Raw genomic sequence first — 20,680 nt, forward strand, 5'->3', positions numbered from 1 at the left:
CACCTTATTTTTTGCTGGGATGGTAAGTGACCAGCGGTCTTCAGTCGGCCTCGTTACCTTTAATGTCAGATCTCATAACCAGCGACAAGCCGCGAACACAAGTCTGGATCGATTGTTCGCTGACCGTCAACGGCAGGTTCCACACCGGGGTACAACGCGTCGTTCGTCTGATTTGTAAGGAATCTCAAAAGCCAGGTTCCAGCTCAGCGTTCCAGTTCCAACCGGTGGTCGCGACAGGCGACTCGTTTTGGAACGCCGTCGTCGATCCATCAACGGCCGTGTGTTTGCGATTGTCGAATCGACCGGTGTATTGGTCCGATGATGTTTCCTCCAGACTGCCGGTGATTTATCGCAGAGTCGCCTCGGCGGTTTGCGATCGATTACGAATTCCGACCTTGCGACGTTGGCTGTTGCCTATGCCTGGGCATTTAGGCATGTTTCGCATCCCTGCCAAGATTGCTGCCAAGTTTCGCGATTGCCCACCCCCAGACCGGGCTGAGTTACAAGCAGGCGATGTTCTGCTTCTGCCCGATTCGTACTGGTCGAGATTCACCGATTGGACGGCTATTGAAAAAGCCAAAGCGATGCGGCTTAAGCTGGTCTTCGTGCTATACGATCTCATCCCGTACACTCATGCTGAACTTTACGATCATGCAGAAGTCAAAGCTTTTCGTGTCTATCTGGAGCGGTTGGTCGCCATGGCCGATGGCGTGCTTGCGATATCTCATACCGTTGCCGAAGAGTTTCGCGATTACTTGAGTCAGTACCATCCCGAACGCAAATCAAATCTCCGCGTCTCGTCCTTTCCTTTGGGGGCAGAGATCGAGCATCGCGATGGCTTTATTCGGCAGAAACTTAAATCACTGTTTGGCGCTCATCGCGCGCGAACTCCCTATATCATGGTCGGTTCAATTGAAGTGCGTAAGAATCACCATTACGCACTGGATGCCTTAGAGTTGGTTTGGCAGCAGCATCCTGAAGCCGAGCTGGTCATCGTCGGTCGTATCGGGTGGCAAGGCAAACCTGTAGTAGAGCGAATTCGCAACCACCCGCAGTTCAACAAGCGACTTTTTCTGATGCAAGATGTGACCGATGCGGAATTGAACTATTGTTACGCAAACAGCCGCGGAATCCTTTTCCCTTCGCTAACGGAAGGTTTTGGGCTGCCAATCGTCGAATCACTTTGGCATGGAACTCAGCCATTTGTCAGCGATATTCCCAGTCACCGCGAAGTTGGACAAGAGCTCTGCTTGTACTGCGACGTTACATCGCCAGCGACGCTTGCGCAGTTGATTTTGCGATGGGAGGACCAGTGGGGTAACGCACGTCCCAGCGTCACACCACATCGTGATGTGCGACGATGGAGCGAATCGTTTCGCATCTTGTGCGAGAGATTAGGCGAAGTCTTGCAATGATTGCGATCGTCTCCGCGCAGTGCCTTTGAGCTGACCTTTTCTGCGACGGCAACCGCAGGCGGACGCTTGCATCAAACGCGAACGATTACAACGCGGACTCACTTGCTGGATGCCTGCAAGCCGGTCGCCTCGATTTTCGATTTACCAAATCCGTTTTGCAATTCAGGCTTCCATAGGTACGGCGGGAGGCTTAACGTTTGAAAGTAGTCAATTCGTGGCTGGACCAATCGTGTAATGGTCGCTTGCGTCGATTCGCCATCTTTTGATTGGAAGGATTGAGGCGACCCGACGTATCGTACGTTGGTGAATAATACCTCGGAGCCACGTTTGATCTCGACTTTGTGTGTCCAGGGGGTAAATGTGACCACGTCGACAGGCCCAGACGCATTGTGCATAAACATCGGCGGCGGCATTCCAAATCGGCCTTCACGAGTCACGTACTCTTCTTTGGTGACTTCCCCTTGTTCCAGTGAAGCAAAAATGACAACGTCGGCACCGGGAGCAATCTTCCAACCAGTCCGCGTAATGTTCTCACGCATCGCATCTTCGATCTGCTGCTTCTGGCCAAAGTTGCCTTTCACGGTAACTTCCAGGTGTACGGGAGTGCCAGGAATCACGGCATATAAATCACTTTTTTCAAAGCTCTTGGCTGCGCTGACGGCCTGCGCATGCGGCAGTTGAACCGAAGTCAAGCTGGTGCCCTTGTCGCCCCCAAACCCTCGGATCAGAAGGTCGGCCAACATGAATCCGTTTGAGGCCCCTTCATACGTCCAAACAGGTATGCCTTGTTCAGCATCCAACATCAAGTCGTCGACCAACACGTATCGACCATGGCTGTGCAGCTTTGCTTTGCCTGGATTCGAAATTGGAATCGACCGCATGAGATTACCGTCGGCGGTTGAGTAGACGGAAAGTTCATAGGCCATCTGTACTGCGATGTTGGTGCCATCATGAGAAAACGTTGCGGCCAAGATTGGTTTATCGCAAACGATGCATCCGGTCTGCTTAAGCTCAGAGGAGTCCACTACGGCGATTGCTTGTTTGCTGATGATGGCGACTTGATCATTGCCAATGCTGGTAGTGATGGGAAGTGCGGCTCCCAAATTCCCGCGAGAATACAACACCACCCCTTTAGGATTAGAGAGTTCCCAGATAGAGACCGTGTGCTTCTGGGAAAGGGTCATCAAACGATTGTTGGGCAGAAATGTTGCCCACTGCAATTCGTCCCAGTCCCCGCCACCAGCGACAAACTCAAATTCAGGTTTGACGCCAGTAGCATCGATCGTCAGCATGACCAAGGCGCTGTTCTTGTCGGGACCATCTAGACGCAACCCCAACGCCCGGCGACCATCAGGACTAACTGCCATTAGTTTCATCGGAATTTCGAACTGAGAAGTGGTCGAAGATTCGCCATCAACCATCGATACTGCCAAGAAGCGGCTGTAGTTCCCTCGGCGTCCACTCTCGAAAACATTCAAAAGAGCGACAGGAGATTTCCCAGCCGCCCGTACTTCCAAGCCCGCGAAGAATGGTTTCGCGACATCGGTTGCCACCGTTAGGTCCGATGCCTTAGACAGTTGCAATCCAGCCGGCGATTTGCCTCGCCAGAACGACTGGTCGAACGAAAGCGGAATAGGGCGCGACGTTTTCGTCAGCACTTGCTTTCGCGGAATCTCGCCGGCCCCATTTCCACCAGAAGGAGCGCTACTGGCGGCACTCTTACTGGATTTTGCATTCTCCGAACCAGCGGGTGCCGCTTCAGTGAAAGTGTCATCAACTCTGGGTACGCTACTTGCCGGGCTACCTCCACTTTCCACCATTTGGAAAGGATTGTCGGAAGCTCCCGCACGGTTGCCTGAACTCGTTGTTACAATTGCTCGTTCGGCATCCAAGAAAGCGCGAACATAGCTTCGATCTGCTTCGCTGAGTTTCTCGATTGGAATACGCATCAGTTTGCCATCGGTCGATTTTAATTCGGCCGCTGCTGCGTCTGCGAAAACCAGTTCGCCTTCGATCTTAAATCGACCGGTGGTGTCGCTCCACAATCGCTTGCTCGCGAACGACTTCAATACACCCTCAGGTTTTCCGCCAAAGCACAAACAAGGCTGGAGCGTGGTCGCGAAACACAGGCAAAGTATTGAGATCCAAGGTCGGAGTCGGCTGGCAAACAATCTTGAGAACATGTGAGCAGTCTTCATGAATCGGAAACGGATTTATTAAGTCATGCTGCCGCTGGAATAGCATGCACAATGTTATATAAACAAGTGTCGATGGATTCTGACACAGAAATCATCATCATTCTACTCGGTTTTGCGAGACCTGCGCCATGCGACTGGTACAATGTGCCGATGGCCTACCCTTCTCGGAATGGCTGGTGACTGCGGTTTTGTTCAGCCGCGATTCAAAACACTTTTTCTCCAGGTGGTACGATGTCATTGAAGTCGCTTTTTCAGAATCTTTGCTCACTACTCATCGCCATTTGCGTTTGCCCACAAACGTTATGGGTCTTGCCAGCCAATGGCCAGGAACCTACGGAGGTGCAAGCATCGGCTAATGAACCACCCGCTGTCGGCCAAATCGCAGCAGACTTTGAGCTGAACAATCTGGATGGCAAGCCTGTGTCGCTGCACAAGCTCACAAATCAGACTCCTGTCGTGTTGGTTGTGCTGCGTGGCTGGCCCGGCTATCAATGCCCTGCCTGCTTTCGCCAAGTCGCGGACTTGATGGTGAACGCATCAAAGTTACCTGCCGACAAAGTCCAAGTGGTATTGGTTTATCCAGGTCCTGCCGAATCGCTGGTGGATCATGCAAAGGATTTCTTGAAGGATCGCAAGTTGCCTGAGAACTTCCATATGGTAGTTGATCCAGGGTACAAGTTCACCAACGCGTATCATCTGCGTTGGGACGAACCTAATGAAACCGCCTACCCGGCTGCCTTTATCATTGGCACCGATAACAAAGTCCAATTTGCACAGATCAGTCGGACACATGGCGGACGCGTACCAGCCGAAACAATCGTAAAAGAACTAAGCCGGTAAAAGGGCTTAACAGATGTCCTGCTTGAACGGTCGATGTTTGGAAGCGGATCTCCAGGCGAAGAGTCCGCTGCGAATTCCTCTGAAGAGCGAATCCTACTCCTCTGCCGACACTTCGACTAAAGATTCGATTTCGCCGTCGCGAGGATCGAACCGACCTGCATAAAATTCGCTGTGCAGGTGCAAGCTCATCATGGTGCGGCGGCGTAATGCCCCCAGCGATCGGTAGAACAGCACTTGATCGCTTCCAATCTGCACACGATAACCGCGAGCTTGTTCCGGCGGTTGAATCTTCATGTCATCGCCAATGGTCAAGTGTCGCCACGTGTATGGCTCCTTCGCCGATTTAGGGCCAATGCCCAGGACCATTGGGCTCATCAACCGCGTACCAACGCCGTAGTGACGCAGAGCCAACACGGAATCGACGCATGACAGTTCGCCTTGCGGTTTAGAAGCTCGCCATTCAGGAAATCCAATCGGCAAAACGATCGCAGCCGGACGGGCAATCGTCTTCGCTTTCTTGGCACTGCAGGTTACCAACCGAACTTCGGTATTGTCAGGGAAGGTTTCTACCTGTGTGTCTTCGCCCAATTGCCAGGACGAAATCAGTTGCCAATGACCGGTTCGCTCCGCGAGCAAGGTATCGCACAGAAACACCATGCCTTCATTGCGAATGTACATAATCTGTCGTTGGATTTTGCAGAGGCCTTCGGCCTCGCATTGCAATTCCAGATAGTCTGCATCATCATCGCCCAACCAGCAGATCTGTTGCCAAGGCGAATCAATTGCGATTTCTACGCCATCTTGTTCCACCCTTAGCTCCCAGGCGCCATCAATCAGCTTGCGCTGGTGCGGGCCGAAGATCTGCAGCCACATTGGATCGCTGGAAAAATCGACGGCTAGCATGCCCGCGTTGGAGGTCCACGATTGCCTTAGCACTGCCGCTTCGGAATCTTCGAAAACTTGTCCCAGAGGAGGCAACGAGGTGAAGTGCGCTGGTCGCTTGGCTGTCGTTGCCACGTCGGCGCTGGCCGTCATCGTCTTGACCAACGCTTCAAACTTTTTGTCACTGGGCCATTGATTGGCCAAGGTGTGCCACAAATCGTTGTCGTGCGAACTTGCACCGTCTTGCAGCAGCGGTTGCCCGCCTACTTCTGAAAGTGACAATCCGGCTCGAGCATACGTCAGCAGGTGTTTAAAGTCCTTTTTGCTTAGTGCCTTGCCACCCAGTCGTTCTAGCAGCCAAGTGCAGCGCAAGACTCCTGCCAGCAGCGAGCGGACCTCGCAACCACCATGCTTAAGCCACATAGCCTCCGCGTTATCCACTCGACTGATCAAGAACTTTAAGCGTTCTCTTGTTTCTTGCACCAGTTTGGTTTGGCCGTCGATCTGATCGATTTGAGTTGCCAGCACCAAAGGAATCTCACAGCCCCAAACCAAAGTCGGCAACAACGATTCGTCACTGCAATCATTCCAAGCGCGGTCGACCTGAGTCAAAATGTTTTGAAGCGTCTCCAGCCACAGCGAACTCGATAACGATGCGGATGCGTACCGCAGCGCATAGATCCACCCGGAAGCAACCAAGGTGACGAACGGGTCATTGCTGTTGACCGGTAGATGATGATTAATCCAATTCGCGGTCGAAAGCGTCGCTTCCTTGATGCGAGCATCGCGCTTTTGACTGACTTTGCCACTATGGATCCTGGTCAACAAATCGGTACTGGCGATCAGTTGGTCAAACGCGTCCGAAATACTGCTGCTCAGGCAACCGGTGCCCCACAGCAAGGCCTGTGCTAATTGCGGTGCTTGAAACGAACTGGACGAATCCTTGGAGGACAATCCTTTCAGTTTCGATGAGCGTTGCTCTTTGTTCTCATGACTTAACGCGTTATTACGTTGTGTCGTCCAGTACTGCAATAAACTGCTGGCCAATTGCATGTGGCTTGCCTCCGTGATGTGCTCGACTGTGTCGTGTACTTATATCGCAACTCAACATGAACTCTGCCTGAAACTCTTTCAGCGACTTTGACCGCGCCATTCAGAATTGCATTACAATAGGTCTTGCCGCGGAATGATCATTCCCATCGGCACAACCCAAGCGAAAACGAATTTCGCCACCGCAGACTGTTCGGGCACAATTGTTGTTCGAGAAAGTTTATATGCAAGCGGCTGGGTTCCGTTTTTTGGTAACCAATTTCCCACGACGCCAAAGATGTCCAAACTGCCAGATTCTACATGCCTCAAGATTTGCGAACGCAAGGGACTGTTTTCGAACCTTCCGGATTGGTCGGACTTTCGATGCGACTGTTGGTCGCGTTGGTTGACCTACGGCCTGCGCTTGTTCATCATCGTTTTTGCTTTGAACACGAGCTATTCTTTGGGTTGGGCTCAGATACGGCCTTTACCCGAAGAAGCGGTCGCTCGCGTCAATTCAACGTTTGGCCCACCGCCAGGATTCAAAGAACTCAGCCCCAAAGGACGAATCTGGATCAATCCCGATCGCGGAATGGTCGTCTGCGATGGCTACGTCGCCCTCCGCGCCGGCCAATTGGAAATGTTCGCTTGCCCGATTGGAACCAAGGAACACGAAAGCGTGATTGCCGTTTTTGGATTAGCCAGTTGGATCCATGCGGGCTTGCTGGCTGTTGGGGCCGAAGCTGGCCATCCCGTTCGCTTTCAACCCTTTGAGCCTGCTTCCGGTTCCACGATCAAAATTTATGTTTTATGGTACGACCAAGATGGCAACAAACAGACTTCTGCGGCGCAGGACTGGATCATGGATGCCAGCACAAAGAAACCAATGGAGTTGGACTGGGTGTTCGCCGGCAGCCAAACCGATTCCGAAGGCCGTTACATGGGTGATAGCGGAGACTTTGTGACGGTCGCGAATTTTTCAACCGCGACGCTGGACATCGCTGTTCGTAGCGACGCCTCGAATGCCAATCTGATGTTCGTGCCTAACACCGAAGCTATTCCACCGCTCTTTACTCCCGTCCGTGTGGTCTTGGTGGTTAGCGATGAAGAACCGAGAACGTAAAGTCCCATTCGCAGCTACGCTTACTCGCTAGCCCAGCGCTTCATCAAGCGATTTTCGACTTGCAGGTGGTCCAAGATCCTAGCGACAATAAAGTCAACTAAATCAAGAAGATCTCGCACGCCATGATACCAACCGGGCATCGCTGGCAGCACCGTGGCACCAGCCTGCGACACTCGCAGCATATTTTCTAGTTGCAACGTCGATAGCGGTGTTTCACGCGGGACCAACAACAGCGGGCGTCGCTCCTTCAAATGCACATCCGCAGCTCGCTGAATTAAATTGTTGCCAAGAGCATGAGCAACGCCAGCCAACGTGGCACCTGAGCAAGGACAAATCACCATGCCCTTGGTCTTGGCCGATCCACTGGCGATCTTCGAAAAGTAGTTCTCATAGCCGTTAACGTGGACTTGTTCGAATCGATCTTCTGGAACCGGTGATCCCCATCGCTCGCTGCTCAAGCCTGCGAACCGATCAACCATACGATAGGTCAAAAGCGATTGCCGAACCTTGACCGTCTGCGACATTGAACCCAAAAAATCCCCACCTAGCTCTTGCCCCAACACAGTCCATCCCGAAGGGCTAATGACCAGTTCTACATGTTCGCCGGCCAGCACCAACTGCTGCAGCAAACGCACGGCGTAGATCGCTCCACTGGCACCGGTAATTGCAACAACGGTTGGAATCATGATTTCTCGCCCACGTATAGACTTGCCACACCAAACGTCAACGGATACTGCTTGGCTCTTGCGTAACCATTGTCCTTCATCAACTGGAGGAAATCGGAACCGGACGGGAACTCGCGAACGCTTTCAGGCAAATACTCGTAGGCCGCGGTATTGTTTCGCGCCAGGAATTGTCCGATTCGTGGCAGGACATAGCGGAAGTATAAAGCATAGCTTTGCTTGAGCACTGGAAACGTTGGCTTGGAGAATTCAAGAATACCGACCCTGCCTTGCGGATGGCAGACTCGCAACAACTCTTGCAAGCCGCGATGTGTATCTGCAACATTCCGTAGTCCAAATGCAACTGTCACCACCGAGAACTCATCGTCCGCGAACGGCAAGTCTTGAGCGTCCGCTTCTATGAAACTTAGGCGTTCCGAACCATGTTGGGCAGTTACCTGTTTGGTTCTCGCAATGTCCAGCATCGGGGCGCAAAAATCAGAGCCCACGATGCGAGGACAAGCGGTCTTCCTCGCAAACTCCAACGCCAGATCACCGGTCCCAGTGCAGACATCCAATACAGCTCGATCGGCAAATGGACCCAAGAGGCGAACCGTTTTGGCTCGCCAATGCTTGTCTATGTTCAATGACAGTAAGTGGTTCATGCGATCATAATGCGGCGCTATCTGCGCGAACATCTGCTGGACACGATCACCCGATTTATCAACCACTTTGCACAACTATTCGTCAATAATGAAATTAGCGAACGAAGCCTACTTGGCATCGCTCGCTAATGAAGTCACAAATCAAAAAACTACCGCCTATTTGCGGAAGTATCGCCCGTGGGCAATTGAGCCGTCGGCTGACCCGCTTTCTACCGAAACAAATTCACCGCACTTCTCGAAAGCGTCGAAAAGTTCCAGCAATTCTGCTTGAGTCACTTCCGGAAAACCTTCCTGCGCCGGTATGGCGACGTCTTGCTTGTTCTGGCTGGCACCATAGATCACCCATGGTTTCAACTGCCCAAACAATCGTCCGACATCTAAGTATAGTACAGCGGAAACTGCCTCGTGCTGCTTGAGGAAATCCGGGGTGACTGCCAGTGGCGTAGGCTTGGTCAGCAAATCCATCTGAGGATCGCTGTAATTGAAGAAAGCGAACTGCTTGCCAAAAACCGCTTGCAGGGCCATCGTTTCTGGGACCGGGCATTCTTCAGGGATCGCGTAAAAGAACTTCGGTCCAGCCGCGTGTTGCTTGCTCTCAGGACGCGGGATTTTGTAGTCTTCCGGCACCTGGCCAGGTTCCAGTTCGCGGACCGTATCGACAACCTTGTCCAACAAATCGTAAAGCTTCTCGAAGCCTCCGAAAAACTGCTCCGAATCGCTCACCCCCACCACTTCAGCAAACTCCAGCAGCGGCAAAGCCACATCGCTGGGCGGCATGCCCTCCAGCCATTGTTTAGCCGTAATCGTCGAAGGGCTCAGTACGATCGCGAACTGACCATCCTTGATGGAAGGAATAAAGTCTTGCTCGATGATGTCCGCTAGCTCAACCAGCAGCGGCCATACGTCTTCCAGCACGATATCCAGCCGGTCGGCGTCGCTCAGGCGTTCTCGTTGGTCGGCCTCATCACCTTCATCATCATCACCATCATCATCGTCTGCTTCTTCGTCGTCTGCCTCGTCATCGCCTTGGTCTTCATCAGCTTCATCATCGAAATCATCTTCTTGATCGCTGCCGTCCAACAGTTCTTCGTCGGCAATGCGTTCCAGATAGCTGTGAACCTTCTGAACGATCAATCGAGCCGATTGGAAGTACTCGGGATGATGTGCGCGTCGACCTGCAATGAAGCCAATCGGATCGCCACCAAGTTGGCTCAGGACAGGCAGCTTCGCTTGCGAGTCGAACAGTACATTCTTCGTTCGAGACTGTGTCCAGGATTCCAGACCATCGGGCTGAGCGACGGCTACACTTGTCTGGCCTTTGAATTCGGGAATGTGCTGGCCGATCTCTGCATCCAACCACACAAGGTCTTCTGGAACGAGATCCAGGATGTCCAGCATGCTTTCCAGTTTGGCAAGTTCATCTTCGTCGTCCGTGTAAGAAATCTGACTAGAGATCTGATTTTGGCCCGCCACTACAATGCGTCCAAGGTTCTTGCTGAAGTAGTCCTTCAGGTTCACTTGAAAGTTGACGTCAGCCATGGCATCCGATGCATAACCAATTCCAATAATAGGCAACTGGGATTTGGAACGCACCAAGTCCATTGCAGTGTGGCTTAGCAGTGGCGAGCTGTTTTTGTCTAGCAGATCGATAGCATCCGTAGTCTCGCTGATAGCGAAAATCAGATACTCATGGAACATCCCGAAACTAATCGCGATCTGACGTCGCTCAAGCAGGCTTTCTAGCTTGGTAACCAGTTCGGCAATGTCCGGATTGCCTGCGAACAAGTCCCACGGCACCATGGATGAATCGAGCGTTAAAGTGATCCGAGTTCCGGATACCGAATCAACGCGTTTCAGTCCATCTTTCAGGAACTGTACCTGTGGAACATTGCCTAATCCGAACGTCATTAGTGCTTCCAGGATATCGATTTGCTGCAAGACATTCTCAGTATTGGAAACCTTGCCCCCCACAACCAGGGTTGGCACGAGAATCCGGTCGAGGTCTTCTTTGCGCAACGAAAGGATATACTCTTCGATCTGCTCGGGCGCGCTGGCGATGACGGCCTGCAACTCTTGCGACATCTGATTGATGGCAGTCAAGCTCCCCGGCAGTTCAGGGCCACCGAGAATAAAGACCTCGTCGCTAGCAACGTCTTGCAAAACATCCAGGATCGATCGAATATTGGGGTTATCTAGGTTGCGTCGCAATTCACCCACGTTACCGTCGCGGTCGTTCCACTGCTTTTGAAAGGCCGCCATATACTTTTGCCCCACCTGGGAGTTCAGCAAATGCTGAGCAAAAGGCCCTTGTAGGAACGCCTGCCACTGCGACGAAAGCTGGTAAGTGGCGGAATAGAACGCTGCGTCCTGGCTGGCAAAACGCAAGCTGGTTTGGCTCAAATCTATTACTTCGAACGTTGGCGCAGTACCTGCCCCCAAAGCGGAAATTGGATTTCGGTCTTGTCCAAGCAACTTGGAAACCGGACCTACCATGCCGACCACAGCCACGACGGCCGTGGCCAATACAAATCGAGCAAAAAAATTCTTCATAAGACACCCTGTAAATCCGTCGACATCGGCCAAAAGTTTAAGTTAATAGGAAAGCGAAGCGCATTTTGATGGAACGGCCGCTAGCGGTTTGCCAATATATCAGATGTCAAAGAATTCGTTGATCCCCGATTATTCTTGGGCTATTTTTTTCGTAGGCCCGCCACGATCGCCTCGGCCACCAGTCGGCCTCCCCAAGCTGGCGTTCGTTCCGCAATCGCTGCTCGAGCTGCAGCCGCCATCGCGTTTAACTGCTGAACACTTGTTGAAAACATGCGGCTAATACCCGCGTATGCCGACTCCCCATTATCGGATTGGTAATGCCATCCATGCTCACCATCCTTGACCACGACCAATGTTGACTGAGCATACACGCTGGCCAGAATCGGTAACCCCGAGTGCATCGCTTCGTTGGTCACTAGCCCCCATTCATCCGCAAGCGTCGGAAAAATCATAATGCCATGCTCGCGATATAACTCGGGCAGTTGGCTAGGGTCCACGGATCCCAAGAAGGTACACTTGAGATTGTTGGGAAAAGGCAGTGCTCGCACATCCGCATCCAACGGCCCGCGGCCAGCCAGCGACATTTCTACTGTCTGCTGTGGATGGTCTTCGCACCATCGTATCAACGTCTTCATAAAGGGCAAAATATTCTTTCGCTCGGTCATCTGCCCAACATAAATCAATTTGTGCCGGACCGCAGGCAACCGATCGGTCGGGCCAGCATAAACCATGTCCGGATGAGCGACATAAGTAATCAATCGCAATTTATCTTCGGGAACGTTCATCTGCTCAGCAAGATAGCGACGGCCCGAGTCGCCGTTGTACGTGACCACGTCCGCCGATCGTAAGATGAATCTGCGAACCATCTTCCGCACGCCCCCCCATGCTGCTACCGTTTGCTCAGACTCTTTGACGGCGATAACCAAACCACAGTTTCGATGTAGCTTGCGATACACACAACTGGCAAGCGAACGGAACCCAAGCTCATAAGACAAAATCACGTCCGGCTTACGTCGACGCAGTTGCGATAACGTGTCATAAGGTATGTGAAGATAGAGGTCGTCAGTAAAGCCCGCGCCGTGTTTCCACTTGCGTCGCAAGGTCAGTGTCTTTTGAATCGTGACATCGATCGCAGAGAAATCGGGACGGTAGTCACGCTGAGGTTCTTTGTCGGTCGAAACAAGCACTTGTAGATTGGGAATCAGCCGCGTGGCTTCTGCGAACTGCGGTTGTTGTTGCCGCAGAATTGCATTGATCAGCAAGACGGCTTTGGCATCGCTTAAGATTTGCGGCGCGGTGGGATCAGCAAGATTGGCTGGCTGGTTGTCTACAAGCAAATGGGACATGAATCAAGGTCGTCGAAATGAGATCAGGGCAAAGGGGGCAACAGCGAAATACAGCCCAACTCTTTCCATTGGACCTCTCGCTTACGTTTGACAATTCTTGCAACTGCCACCCGAGGGTGAACACAGCCCCATTTTAGCTGCCCGCCCGTCAAGTCAAATCAATAGTCGCCAGAACAATCAACGTCCACGCCAGTGACTCAGAGCCGTTCATAAATTTGGCGTCATTATCGTTACAAGCGTCATGGTCGGCGCTTGCTCGGGCGTAACTTCCCTGTATCTCACGACTCTGGGTTTTGGTCCGCATCATCCTGTTTGTACTTGTCCAGTTTGCGATACAAGGTTCGAGCGCCGATTTCAAGCACCTTCGCGGCTTCTTCGCGGTTGCCAGCGGTAAGCTTCAGCGTTTCGGTAATCGCCCAGCGTTCGATTTCATCCATGCTTTTGCCAATGAGATCAGGCATGCCACCGATCTGCGGATGGCCGACGCTTTCCGCAGGCATGTCCAGGGAAGCGTTCGGAGCATCCGCGGCCGAGGGGGGGCTGAATCCGGCGACTTGGACAGGCCCAGCTAACTCGGGCGGCAAATCATCGACGTCTAATTTCCCATCGGTGTCGAGAACCACCATGGTTTCGACGAAGTTGCGTAACTGGCGGATGTTGCCCGGCCAATCATAACCATAGAATTCCCGAGTTGCATTGGTCGAGAAAGTCGCCGCGGGACGATTGTGTCGACGCAAGAACATCTTTCGAAAGTGATCCATCAAAGGAATAATGTCTTCGCGCCGTGCTCGCAAGGGAGGCAGTTCGACGGTGACAACCTTCAAACGGTAGTAGAGATCCAGCCGAAAGGTTCCATCTTCGATCATTTGTTCGAGCGGACGGTTGGTGGCCGACAGCAGACGCACATTGACTTTGATGGGTTTGTTATCGCCAACGCGAGTGATTGAGCTTTCTTCCAAGACGCGCAGCAATTTGATCTGCGTGCTCATTGGCATATCGCCAACTTCATCCAAGAACAGAGTGCCACCGTCAGCATATTGGAAAGCTCCTTCGCGATCGGAGACAGCATCGGTGAACGAACCGCGTACGTGTCCAAACAGTTCGCTTTCGACCAACGTTTCACTGACAGCTCGAACATTGAGCGCCACCATGCGTTTGGCTTTGCGAGGACTGTTTTGGTGAATCGCACGCGCGACTACTTCTTTACCCGCGCCGCTTTCCCCGGTAATCAGGACCGTTGCATCTGTTGGAGCGATGCGTCGCAGGCGATCAACCAGATGTGCCATCGCGGGGCTAGAATAGATGATGCCTTCAAAGCCAAATTTTTCATCAAGCCGTTGCCGCAATTCGACATTGGTTAGTTTTAACGCGATCGACTCGGCAGCTTTCTCGGTGATTGCTCGCAAGCGATTGGGGGTGATCGGTTTTTCGAGAAAGTTAAAAGCTCCCGTCTGCATCGCTTCGACAGCCTTGGTGACCGTCGCATGCCCGGTTACCATAACGACCTCGCACTCGGGCAGCATTTGTTTGGCTTGAGCCAAGATCTGCATTCCATCGACATCGTTCATCACCATGTCGGTGATCACAATGTCGAAGGTGTTTTGTTCGATTTGTTTGCTACCTTCTGGTCCGCTGAGTGCGAGGGTGCAGCGATAGCCAACCTTTTCAAGTGCTTCGAACATGGCCCGAGCGTGAGCAGCATCGTTATCTACGATCAGCACGGCGAACCGAGAGGCATCTAGGGTGTTTTTCTTGTCGAGAATACTGGGTAAATCGTCCATGGAGTCATTTGAATGCGACAGAGACCGATACGTTGACAGACGATACTCTAACTCAGTTTGCCGGAACCCAAAATAGCTAACACCGTCCCTCCGCGAGCGCCGCCTCCGCCACAACATTGGTATCTACACATCTTTACGTTTGATTCGCAGGCGAAACGGGGCAAACGTCGTTTAACCGCGTGCCCAGCGGGCCGCGCGATACTGCTAAGGGCACAACAAACGCGGGGCGATGCCCAACGCGGTTAAACGAAACCCTGCAAAGGCTGCTAGCGCACCAATCCTACTGCGAAGACTGGGCACAAGGCCCAGCTTCGCGGCGCAACTTCATCCAAAGGTTGATTTGGCAATGGCGAAAAATCCTTCCAAGGTCTTTAGGCTGTCCCTGCATGCCAGTAGACTGTGAATCCGCTCCCAGCATTGAACCCCCAGTAGCGAGCCAAGCCGAAGAGCATGCTCTGGGCAACGAACATAGTTACGCTGCGATGATAATGGAATCCCCTCATGATGAATGACCCCGCTTTGGACTTGAACGACTTCGATTCGCCACGGATGCGGCAGGCACGTGCTGAATCGCTGAAGTTTCAGGTTCGGGATTTTTCTAACAAGTCGACGCTGGTTGACATCGAGACCCGTTTCGATGCGGACGTAGAAAGGTTCAGCAATCTGGAAACAGGACAGGCTGCCACTATTGACGCGCCGCTGTCAATGCAATTGATCACCGAAGCGGCCGTCCGACTGACACCTCACATCAATCGCGTACTGGATATCGGCTGTGGCGCTGGGAACAACACTTTAAAGCTAAAAGAGGTCTATGGGAAATCGTTCGCCAGCGACCTGCTAGACCTTAGCCAACCGATGCTTGAGCGAGCAAAGGAACGCGTCTTGCAAGCGGGCATCGCTAATGTCCAATTGTGGCAGCAAGACTTTCGCGATGCGCCGCTGCCAGTTGAAAGTTACGATGTGATCTTGGCCGCCGCAGTACTTCATCATTTGAGAGATGACCAAGATTGGCAGGCCGCGTTTGAAAAGATCTTTGTGTCGCTCAAGCCCGGCGGATCGGTGTGGATCACTGACTTAGTTGTCCAAGAAACCTCGCCCGTCCATGATCTCATGTGGTCCCGATATGGCGACTATCTTGAACAAACTGGCGGTGCTGATTACCGGAAAAAAGTCTTTGAGTACATAGATCGCGAGGATTCTCCGCGTCCAGTGACTTATCAATTGGAATTACTTCGTCGCGTCGGCTTTACGCATGTGGAACTGTTGCACAAAAACAGTTGCTTCGCCGCCTTCGGTGCTTGGAAACAATAGACGCTAGAACTCAGTGACTTTCCGCTCATCCTTTAGCTCAACTCGCAACTGGCTCCACTGCTGTGATTCACGTTGCGTTTGGGGTTCAAGTTCTTGAGCCGGACACGTTGTAGATAGAAGAACAAGCAATAGGGCAGAAATCAAATTTCTCGGAAGCTTGTGCATAGCAAGTCTACCTGGCTGAAATGAACCGATGCGCATCGACCTAGTTCAGAGTATAACGCGTACGCCATGCCAAGTGAATCTGACAGAGTAGGCTTGTTTTTTGCCCAGTGGCCGTAACGGGAGCAGTGCTGGTTCAAAACGACGAACGAAAAAAGCGATAGCGCACGATGCAATAGAGCGTGTTGACTAAATCTTTCCAGCCGATCTTCTTGCCTTCCTTCCAGGAGCGAGGTTGGTAGGAAATAGGAACCTCGCCAATACTGATTTTCCGCGCCGATAGTTTAGCGGTGATTTCGGGTTCGAAGCCGAAACGCGGTTGCTCGATGGAGATCGATTGAATCAACTCACGACGAAATGCTTTGTAAGCAGTTTCCATATCGGTTAGTTTTTGCCCAGTGAACAGATTGCTTAAGCCCGTCAGCAGGGCGTTGCCAGCGCGATGGATGCGACTGGAGTCCTGATGCAGTCGAGCATCCAAGTATCGTGAGCCGTAGACGGCATCGTAGACACCTGACTGGATGGGAGCAATCACACGAGGGATGTCTGCTGGATTGTACTCCAGGTCGGCGTCTTGGATGATCACGATGTCGCCTTTGCAGCGAGCAAAGCCTGCCAGCAAGGCCGCTCCTTTGCCTTGATTGTGCGATTGCAAGTGGACAACCAAAGACTTACAACGCTTGGCAACCTCAAGCAAAACCTCGCGAGTGCCATCGGTGCTGCCATCGTCAACAACGATGATCTCTTTGCTGATTTCCAGTTGGTTCAACGCGTCAATGACCAGCACCACGGTGCGCAATTCGTTAAAGACCGGCACCACGATGGATAAAACGGGTGCGGCTACGGCCGATTCGTCATGGCCGGGATGTAAGCTTTCAAGCATGCAGGCGACTCTCTCCAGATCCGCTACGAGGTTGCCGTTGGTTGGTGGTCCGTGCTGCTGTCCAGGATGCTGCAGCGTAGTGGGCTGCGAATTAAGGGAAACAGCATTCGCGGCGGTAGTGTTGGCGGAGGGGCGATGAGTCATAAATGGTACGGTTGGCGATGAGAACGTGTATGGAGGCAACTTCCTGGCGTCGTAGCTCCTCTTACACTCGACATCGACGCTAGAGTTCGACTGCCTGAAACATTAGGTCTGGCAGGCAGGTCCGTTTAAAGAAACTAGTCATGCCGGTAAGATAAAGCGGACTGATTGCTTCAACCAAACCGCTTGTGCATGTACTTCGCCTGATGATTCCAGCCCCGATGACTGTTAAAACCGCCGCAATCGCTCCAAATCTCATCCAATGCAGGGATGTCAGCGTCTCGTTTCCAGCCGCGTCGGGCTCGTCACAAAGTGTGTTGAGTCAACTGAATTTGGACGTCCGGCAAGGCGAAATTCTGACGCTGCTGGGGCCCAGCGGGTGCGGAAAGAGCACTTTGCTGCGAGCGATTGCTGGCTTGCAATCGATTGAGCGGGGAGAAATCCAACTGGGGACGTCTGATCAAGAAGCCGATGCACAACGTATCGGTTTTGTTTTTCAAGAAGCAACACTGCTGGACTGGAGAACCGCTTGGCAGAACGTCGCGCTGCCGCTGGAGTTGGCCCAACGATTGGATAAACGTGAAGCGAACGCACAAATAGAGAAGATGCTTCAAGCCGTTTCGCTTAAGCCAAGCGATTATCACAAGTATCCCGATCAGCTATCCGGTGGCATGAAGATGCGAGTGGCACTGGCACGTTCTTTAGTCACTGCGCCGACAGTGATCTTACTGGATGAGCCGTTTGCCGCGCTGGATGACGTACTGCGCAATCAACTGAATGATCTCTTGCTGAAACTATGGTCCACGCAAGCCATCACCATTCTGTTTGTTACGCACAACATTGCGGAAGCCCTTTATCTTTCGCATCGCATCGGTGTCATGAATCGAGGCCAGATCCAACACTTAGTCGATATTGATTTTGAGTACCCGCGAAGACGGGAGCTGCGAGCTTCGGAAGCTTTTGCGCGGCGTTATGGCGAAGTAAGCACCTTGCTGGAGACAGGAAGCATGCTGGAAGCAGGAAGCAATCCATGATGAAGCACCCGCTGGTTAAAAACCTGTTGTTTAGATCAAAAGAGTTGATTGCACCTGCGGTGGTCTTTGCCGCGTTGTTGGTGTTGTGGCATTACGCGGTGGTACTTCTGGCCATTCCAAAGATCTTATTGCCATCCCCGTTGGCGGTGATCGAATCTGCCAAAGTTGAATGGAATGCCTTGGTCAAAGCGACATATATCAGCGGCCTGGCGGCGCTGTGCGCTTTTGTGGCGTGTGGGGTCGTTGGATTGCTGATCGCGATCATTTTCAGTCTGTCGACTTGGATACGACGAGCCTTCTTTCCGTATGTGATTTTTTTGCAGACCGTGCCCATAGTCGCGATCGCCCCGCTCTTGATCATTTGGTCGGGCAATAATTTCCGGACCATTGTCTTGGTCGCGACGATCATTGGGCTGTTTCCAGTGGTATCCAATACCACCAACAGCTTGTTGTTTGTACCCAAGTTGCAGCAAGATTTGTTTCGAGTTTATGCGGCTAGTCGATGGCAGACTTTATGGAAACTGCGCTTACCCAGTTCGATTGCCAGTTGGGCGTTAGGTATGAAAATCAGTAGTGGACTGGTGGTCATCGGGGCGATTGTCGGCGAGTTTTTCGTGGGAAACAGTGGGCAATACGATGGTCTGGGGACGCTGATCACGCACTGGCAGGCGCGGCAGTACACTTCGGGTTTGATCGCGGCGGTGGCGGCGACCACGGTACTGGGGTTGGGCTTTTTCGGTTTCGCTCAACTGCTTAGCCGCACGGTTTTATCGAAATGGACGCGTGGAAAGCTGTAAATAGAACGGGCGCGACGAAACCTTACGCTTTTGGCGAAGACTGCTAGAATAGCCAAAGCTGTCTGAAGAAGCGCCGGCTAGAATATCTGGCATTACGCGATCGTCGCCAGCGAATTTGGCATTTCCCCCTTAGGAGTTTAGTTAATGAATCGGCGAGTCGTCGTCACCGGAATTGGAATGACGAATCCTCTTGGTCATGATCCAGAAACCGTTTGGAAGTCCGTGTTGGCTGGCCGCAGTGGAGTCGGTCCCATCACGATTTTTGACGCTGCAGGATATCCGACCACGATAGCTTCCGAAGTCAAAGACTATGCGTTGACCAATTATGGCCTGGACGAAGCCGAATGGTCGCGCCGCGGTCGTCACTCTCGATTTGCCATTGGAGCGGCTATTCAGGCGGTAAAAGCGTCCGGTTTTTTGGATAGTGCGCTAGACCCGCGGCGCATCGGGGTCTACATGGGAGCCGGCGAAGGCAACCAAGATTTCTACAATTTTACTTCGATGATGGCGGTCGCCACCCAGAATGGCGATTTCGACTTGGCGGCCTTCCTAAAACGCGGGACGGAACTGCTGGATGCCGATGCAGAACTGGAACAAGAGCCCAACATGCCTGCGGCTCATATCGCCGCTCATTTCGATGCTCAGGGCCCCAACGCAAACTGCCTGACCGCTTGTGCAGCAAGCTCACAAGCCGTTGGCGAAGCGACCGAGTTGATTCGCAATAATTACGCCGACATCATGATTGCTGGCGGTGCTCACAGCATGATCCATCCGTTTGGTTTGACGGGCTTCTCCCTGCTGACCACATTATCGACCCGAAACGGTGACCCAACGCGAGCCTCGCGCCCCTTTGACCGTGATCGTGATGGATTTGTCTTGGGAGAAGGCGCTGCCATCGTCATCTTGGAAGAGTACGAACAAGCCAAGAAGCGAGGGGCGACTATCTACGGCGAAGTCTTGGGCTATGGTTCCACTGCGGATGCTTATCGTATTACCGACATCCACCCGGAAGGTCGCGGAGCCATCGGCTGCATGACTCAAGCCATTCGCGATGCCAAACTGAATATCGAAGACATCGGCTATGTCAACGCACACGGAACAAGCACCACGGTCAACGATAAAACGGAGACGTTCGCTTGCAAGTCGGTCTTTGGCGATTTCGCCAGTCAAGTGCCTGTCTCCAGCACCAAGAGCATGATGGGACATTTGATTGCTGCAGCGGGTGTGACAGAAATGATCATGTGCTTGCTTGCAATTCGAGACTCAGTTCTACCGCCTACGATCAATCTCGAGAATCCGGACCCGGCGTGCGACTTGGATTACGTTCCCAACGTGGCTCGCGAATCGAAACTGAAGTATGCATTGAACAACAGCTTTGGGTTTGGTGGCCAGAACGTGACGCTTGCAGTGGGAGCGCTTCGCTCATGAGTGGAAGTGTCACGGATGCAATGCTGCTAGCGTTCTTAGATGAGCAGTTGCCTCCGGACCAACTTTCGGAGATTGAAGCCTCACTGCGGACTGACCCTGAGTTGCAGGCTCGGATGCAAACGATTCTTAATCGCGAGAATCATGGCGTCCACTCCATGGCCGCAATTTGGCGTCGAAATAGAATCAGTTGCCCTGACCGAGAACGATTAGGGAGCTTCATGTTGGGCGTTTTGGATGAAGCAGAGTTTGAGTACATCCAATTCCATATCCAAGAGATCGGATGCCAGTATTGCCAAAGTTCCCTGAACGATTTGGCCAATGAGCAGGTTCCTGAGCAACAGTCGGCTTCGAAAAAACGCAGAAGCCGCTACTTTGAAAGCAGCGTAGGACGCCGACGTCCGGCCGACCAAGAGTAATTGGCTGTCTATAATGC

The 20,680-nt window shown here is 52.5% G+C and carries 16 protein-coding genes; 8 read left to right on the forward strand and 8 right to left on the reverse strand.

Going from position 1 to position 20,680, the window contains the following annotated elements:
- The first annotated feature begins 62 nt into the window (after window positions 1-62).
- On the forward strand, window positions 63-1,415 hold the full coding sequence (locus SH302x_RS24745; RefSeq protein ID WP_479365611.1) for a glycosyltransferase family 4 protein: 1,353 nt from the start codon (window positions 63-65) through the stop codon (window positions 1,413-1,415).
- Window positions 1,416-1,513: 98 nt separating this feature from the next.
- Here the strand turns inward: SH302x_RS24745 and SH302x_RS24750 are convergent, their stop codons facing one another.
- Window positions 1,514-3,598: an SHD1 domain-containing protein gene (locus tag SH302x_RS24750; protein ID WP_479365613.1), complete on the reverse strand. Its 2,085-nt coding sequence runs from the start codon at window positions 3,596-3,598 to the stop codon at window positions 1,514-1,516.
- Window positions 3,599-3,844: 246 nt separating this feature from the next.
- On the opposite strand from SH302x_RS24750, the gene SH302x_RS24755 reads away from it, so the two are divergent.
- The gene (locus tag SH302x_RS24755) at window positions 3,845-4,453 is read left to right on the forward strand and encodes a peroxiredoxin family protein (protein ID WP_479365614.1); all 609 of its coding nucleotides are present in this window, start codon (window positions 3,845-3,847) and stop codon (window positions 4,451-4,453) included.
- A gap of 93 nt (window positions 4,454-4,546) precedes the next feature.
- Here SH302x_RS24755 and SH302x_RS24760 read toward each other — a convergent pair whose 3' ends face one another.
- Window positions 4,547-6,388 carry a hypothetical protein gene (locus SH302x_RS24760; protein WP_479365615.1) on the reverse strand — a complete coding sequence of 614 codons (1,842 nt, stop codon included), beginning with the start codon at window positions 6,386-6,388 and terminating at the stop codon, window positions 4,547-4,549.
- A 274-nt stretch (window positions 6,389-6,662) separates the two neighbouring features.
- Between SH302x_RS24760 and SH302x_RS24765 the strand changes: the two genes are divergently transcribed.
- Window positions 6,663-7,487 (forward strand): YdjY domain-containing protein, encoded by an 825-nt coding sequence (locus SH302x_RS24765; protein WP_479365616.1) that lies wholly within the window; start codon window positions 6,663-6,665, stop codon window positions 7,485-7,487.
- 20 nt (window positions 7,488-7,507) lie between these two features.
- Here SH302x_RS24765 and SH302x_RS24770 read toward each other — a convergent pair whose 3' ends face one another.
- From SH302x_RS24770 to SH302x_RS24790, 5 genes are all read right to left on the reverse strand, one after another.
- Window positions 7,508-8,173 (reverse strand): UbiX family flavin prenyltransferase, encoded by a 666-nt coding sequence (locus SH302x_RS24770; RefSeq protein WP_479365618.1) that lies wholly within the window; start codon window positions 8,171-8,173, stop codon window positions 7,508-7,510.
- Window positions 8,170-8,880: a bifunctional demethylmenaquinone methyltransferase/2-methoxy-6-polyprenyl-1,4-benzoquinol methylase UbiE gene (gene ubiE, locus SH302x_RS24775; protein WP_479365619.1), complete on the reverse strand. Its 711-nt coding sequence runs from the start codon at window positions 8,878-8,880 to the stop codon at window positions 8,170-8,172. The genes SH302x_RS24770 and ubiE overlap by 4 nt, the downstream gene beginning before the upstream one ends.
- Before the next feature lie 90 nt (window positions 8,881-8,970).
- Entirely contained in the window at window positions 8,971-11,364 is a 2,394-nt protein-coding gene (locus tag SH302x_RS24780) for a hypothetical protein (RefSeq protein ID WP_479365620.1), read from the reverse strand.
- 140 nt (window positions 11,365-11,504) lie between these two features.
- On the reverse strand, window positions 11,505-12,710 hold the full coding sequence (locus SH302x_RS24785) for a glycosyltransferase family 4 protein (protein ID WP_479365621.1): 1,206 nt from the start codon (window positions 12,708-12,710) through the stop codon (window positions 11,505-11,507).
- A gap of 278 nt (window positions 12,711-12,988) precedes the next feature.
- Entirely contained in the window at window positions 12,989-14,491 is a 1,503-nt protein-coding gene (locus SH302x_RS24790; protein WP_479365622.1) for a sigma-54-dependent transcriptional regulator, read from the reverse strand.
- Window positions 14,492-14,992: 501 nt separating this feature from the next.
- On the opposite strand from SH302x_RS24790, the gene SH302x_RS24795 reads away from it, so the two are divergent.
- Complete coding sequence (locus tag SH302x_RS24795) at window positions 14,993-15,802, forward strand: class I SAM-dependent methyltransferase (RefSeq protein ID WP_479365623.1); 810 nt, start codon at window positions 14,993-14,995, stop codon at window positions 15,800-15,802.
- A gap of 298 nt (window positions 15,803-16,100) precedes the next feature.
- Here the strand turns inward: SH302x_RS24795 and SH302x_RS24800 are convergent, their stop codons facing one another.
- Window positions 16,101-16,847, reverse strand: a complete 747-nt coding sequence (locus SH302x_RS24800) for a glycosyltransferase family 2 protein (protein ID WP_479365625.1) — start codon at window positions 16,845-16,847, stop codon at window positions 16,101-16,103.
- Between the two features lie 362 nt (window positions 16,848-17,209).
- On the opposite strand from SH302x_RS24800, the gene SH302x_RS24805 reads away from it, so the two are divergent.
- The 4 genes from SH302x_RS24805 to SH302x_RS24820 all read left to right on the forward strand — a co-directional run bounded on the left by SH302x_RS24805 (window position 17,210) and on the right by SH302x_RS24820 (window position 20,663).
- Window positions 17,210-18,022 (forward strand): ABC transporter ATP-binding protein, encoded by an 813-nt coding sequence (locus tag SH302x_RS24805; RefSeq protein WP_479365626.1) that lies wholly within the window; start codon window positions 17,210-17,212, stop codon window positions 18,020-18,022.
- The gene (locus SH302x_RS24810; RefSeq protein WP_479365627.1) at window positions 18,019-18,819 is read left to right on the forward strand and encodes an ABC transporter permease; all 801 of its coding nucleotides are present in this window, start codon (window positions 18,019-18,021) and stop codon (window positions 18,817-18,819) included. Before SH302x_RS24805 ends, SH302x_RS24810 begins: the two co-directional genes overlap by 4 nt.
- Window positions 18,820-18,963: 144 nt before the next feature.
- Complete coding sequence (locus tag SH302x_RS24815) at window positions 18,964-20,247, forward strand: beta-ketoacyl-[acyl-carrier-protein] synthase family protein (RefSeq protein ID WP_479365628.1); 1,284 nt, start codon at window positions 18,964-18,966, stop codon at window positions 20,245-20,247.
- Window positions 20,244-20,663: an anti-sigma factor family protein gene (locus tag SH302x_RS24820; protein WP_479365629.1), complete on the forward strand. Its 420-nt coding sequence runs from the start codon at window positions 20,244-20,246 to the stop codon at window positions 20,661-20,663. The genes SH302x_RS24815 and SH302x_RS24820 overlap by 4 nt, the downstream gene beginning before the upstream one ends.
- Window positions 20,664-20,680: the final 17 nt, after the last annotated feature.

The sequence above is a fragment of the Njordella calcicola genome, from assembly GCF_056494125.1.

What these genes read in the sequence shown, in the direction of transcription:
- SH302x_RS24745 (WP_479365611.1), top strand. Translation starts at nt 63, where the DNA reads ATGTCAGATCTCATAACCAGCGACAAGCCGCGAACACAAGTCTGGATC.
- SH302x_RS24750 (WP_479365613.1), bottom strand. Translation starts at nt 3,598, where the DNA reads ATGTTCTCAAGATTGTTTGCCAGCCGACTCCGACCTTGGATCTCAATA.
- SH302x_RS24755 (WP_479365614.1), top strand. Translation starts at nt 3,845, where the DNA reads ATGTCATTGAAGTCGCTTTTTCAGAATCTTTGCTCACTACTCATCGCC.
- SH302x_RS24760 (WP_479365615.1), bottom strand. Translation starts at nt 6,388, where the DNA reads ATGCAATTGGCCAGCAGTTTATTGCAGTACTGGACGACACAACGTAAT.
- SH302x_RS24765 (WP_479365616.1), top strand. Translation starts at nt 6,663, where the DNA reads ATGTCCAAACTGCCAGATTCTACATGCCTCAAGATTTGCGAACGCAAG.
- SH302x_RS24770 (WP_479365618.1), bottom strand. Translation starts at nt 8,173, where the DNA reads ATGATTCCAACCGTTGTTGCAATTACCGGTGCCAGTGGAGCGATCTAC.
- SH302x_RS24780 (WP_479365620.1), bottom strand. Translation starts at nt 11,364, where the DNA reads ATGAAGAATTTTTTTGCTCGATTTGTATTGGCCACGGCCGTCGTGGCT.
- SH302x_RS24785 (WP_479365621.1), bottom strand. Translation starts at nt 12,710, where the DNA reads ATGTCCCATTTGCTTGTAGACAACCAGCCAGCCAATCTTGCTGATCCC.
- SH302x_RS24790 (WP_479365622.1), bottom strand. Translation starts at nt 14,491, where the DNA reads ATGGACGATTTACCCAGTATTCTCGACAAGAAAAACACCCTAGATGCC.
- SH302x_RS24795 (WP_479365623.1), top strand. Translation starts at nt 14,993, where the DNA reads ATGATGAATGACCCCGCTTTGGACTTGAACGACTTCGATTCGCCACGG.
- SH302x_RS24800 (WP_479365625.1), bottom strand. Translation starts at nt 16,847, where the DNA reads ATGCTTGAAAGCTTACATCCCGGCCATGACGAATCGGCCGTAGCCGCA.
- SH302x_RS24805 (WP_479365626.1), top strand. Translation starts at nt 17,210, where the DNA reads ATGACTGTTAAAACCGCCGCAATCGCTCCAAATCTCATCCAATGCAGG.
- SH302x_RS24810 (WP_479365627.1), top strand. Translation starts at nt 18,019, where the DNA reads ATGATGAAGCACCCGCTGGTTAAAAACCTGTTGTTTAGATCAAAAGAG.
- SH302x_RS24815 (WP_479365628.1), top strand. Translation starts at nt 18,964, where the DNA reads ATGAATCGGCGAGTCGTCGTCACCGGAATTGGAATGACGAATCCTCTT.
- SH302x_RS24820 (WP_479365629.1), top strand. Translation starts at nt 20,244, where the DNA reads ATGAGTGGAAGTGTCACGGATGCAATGCTGCTAGCGTTCTTAGATGAG.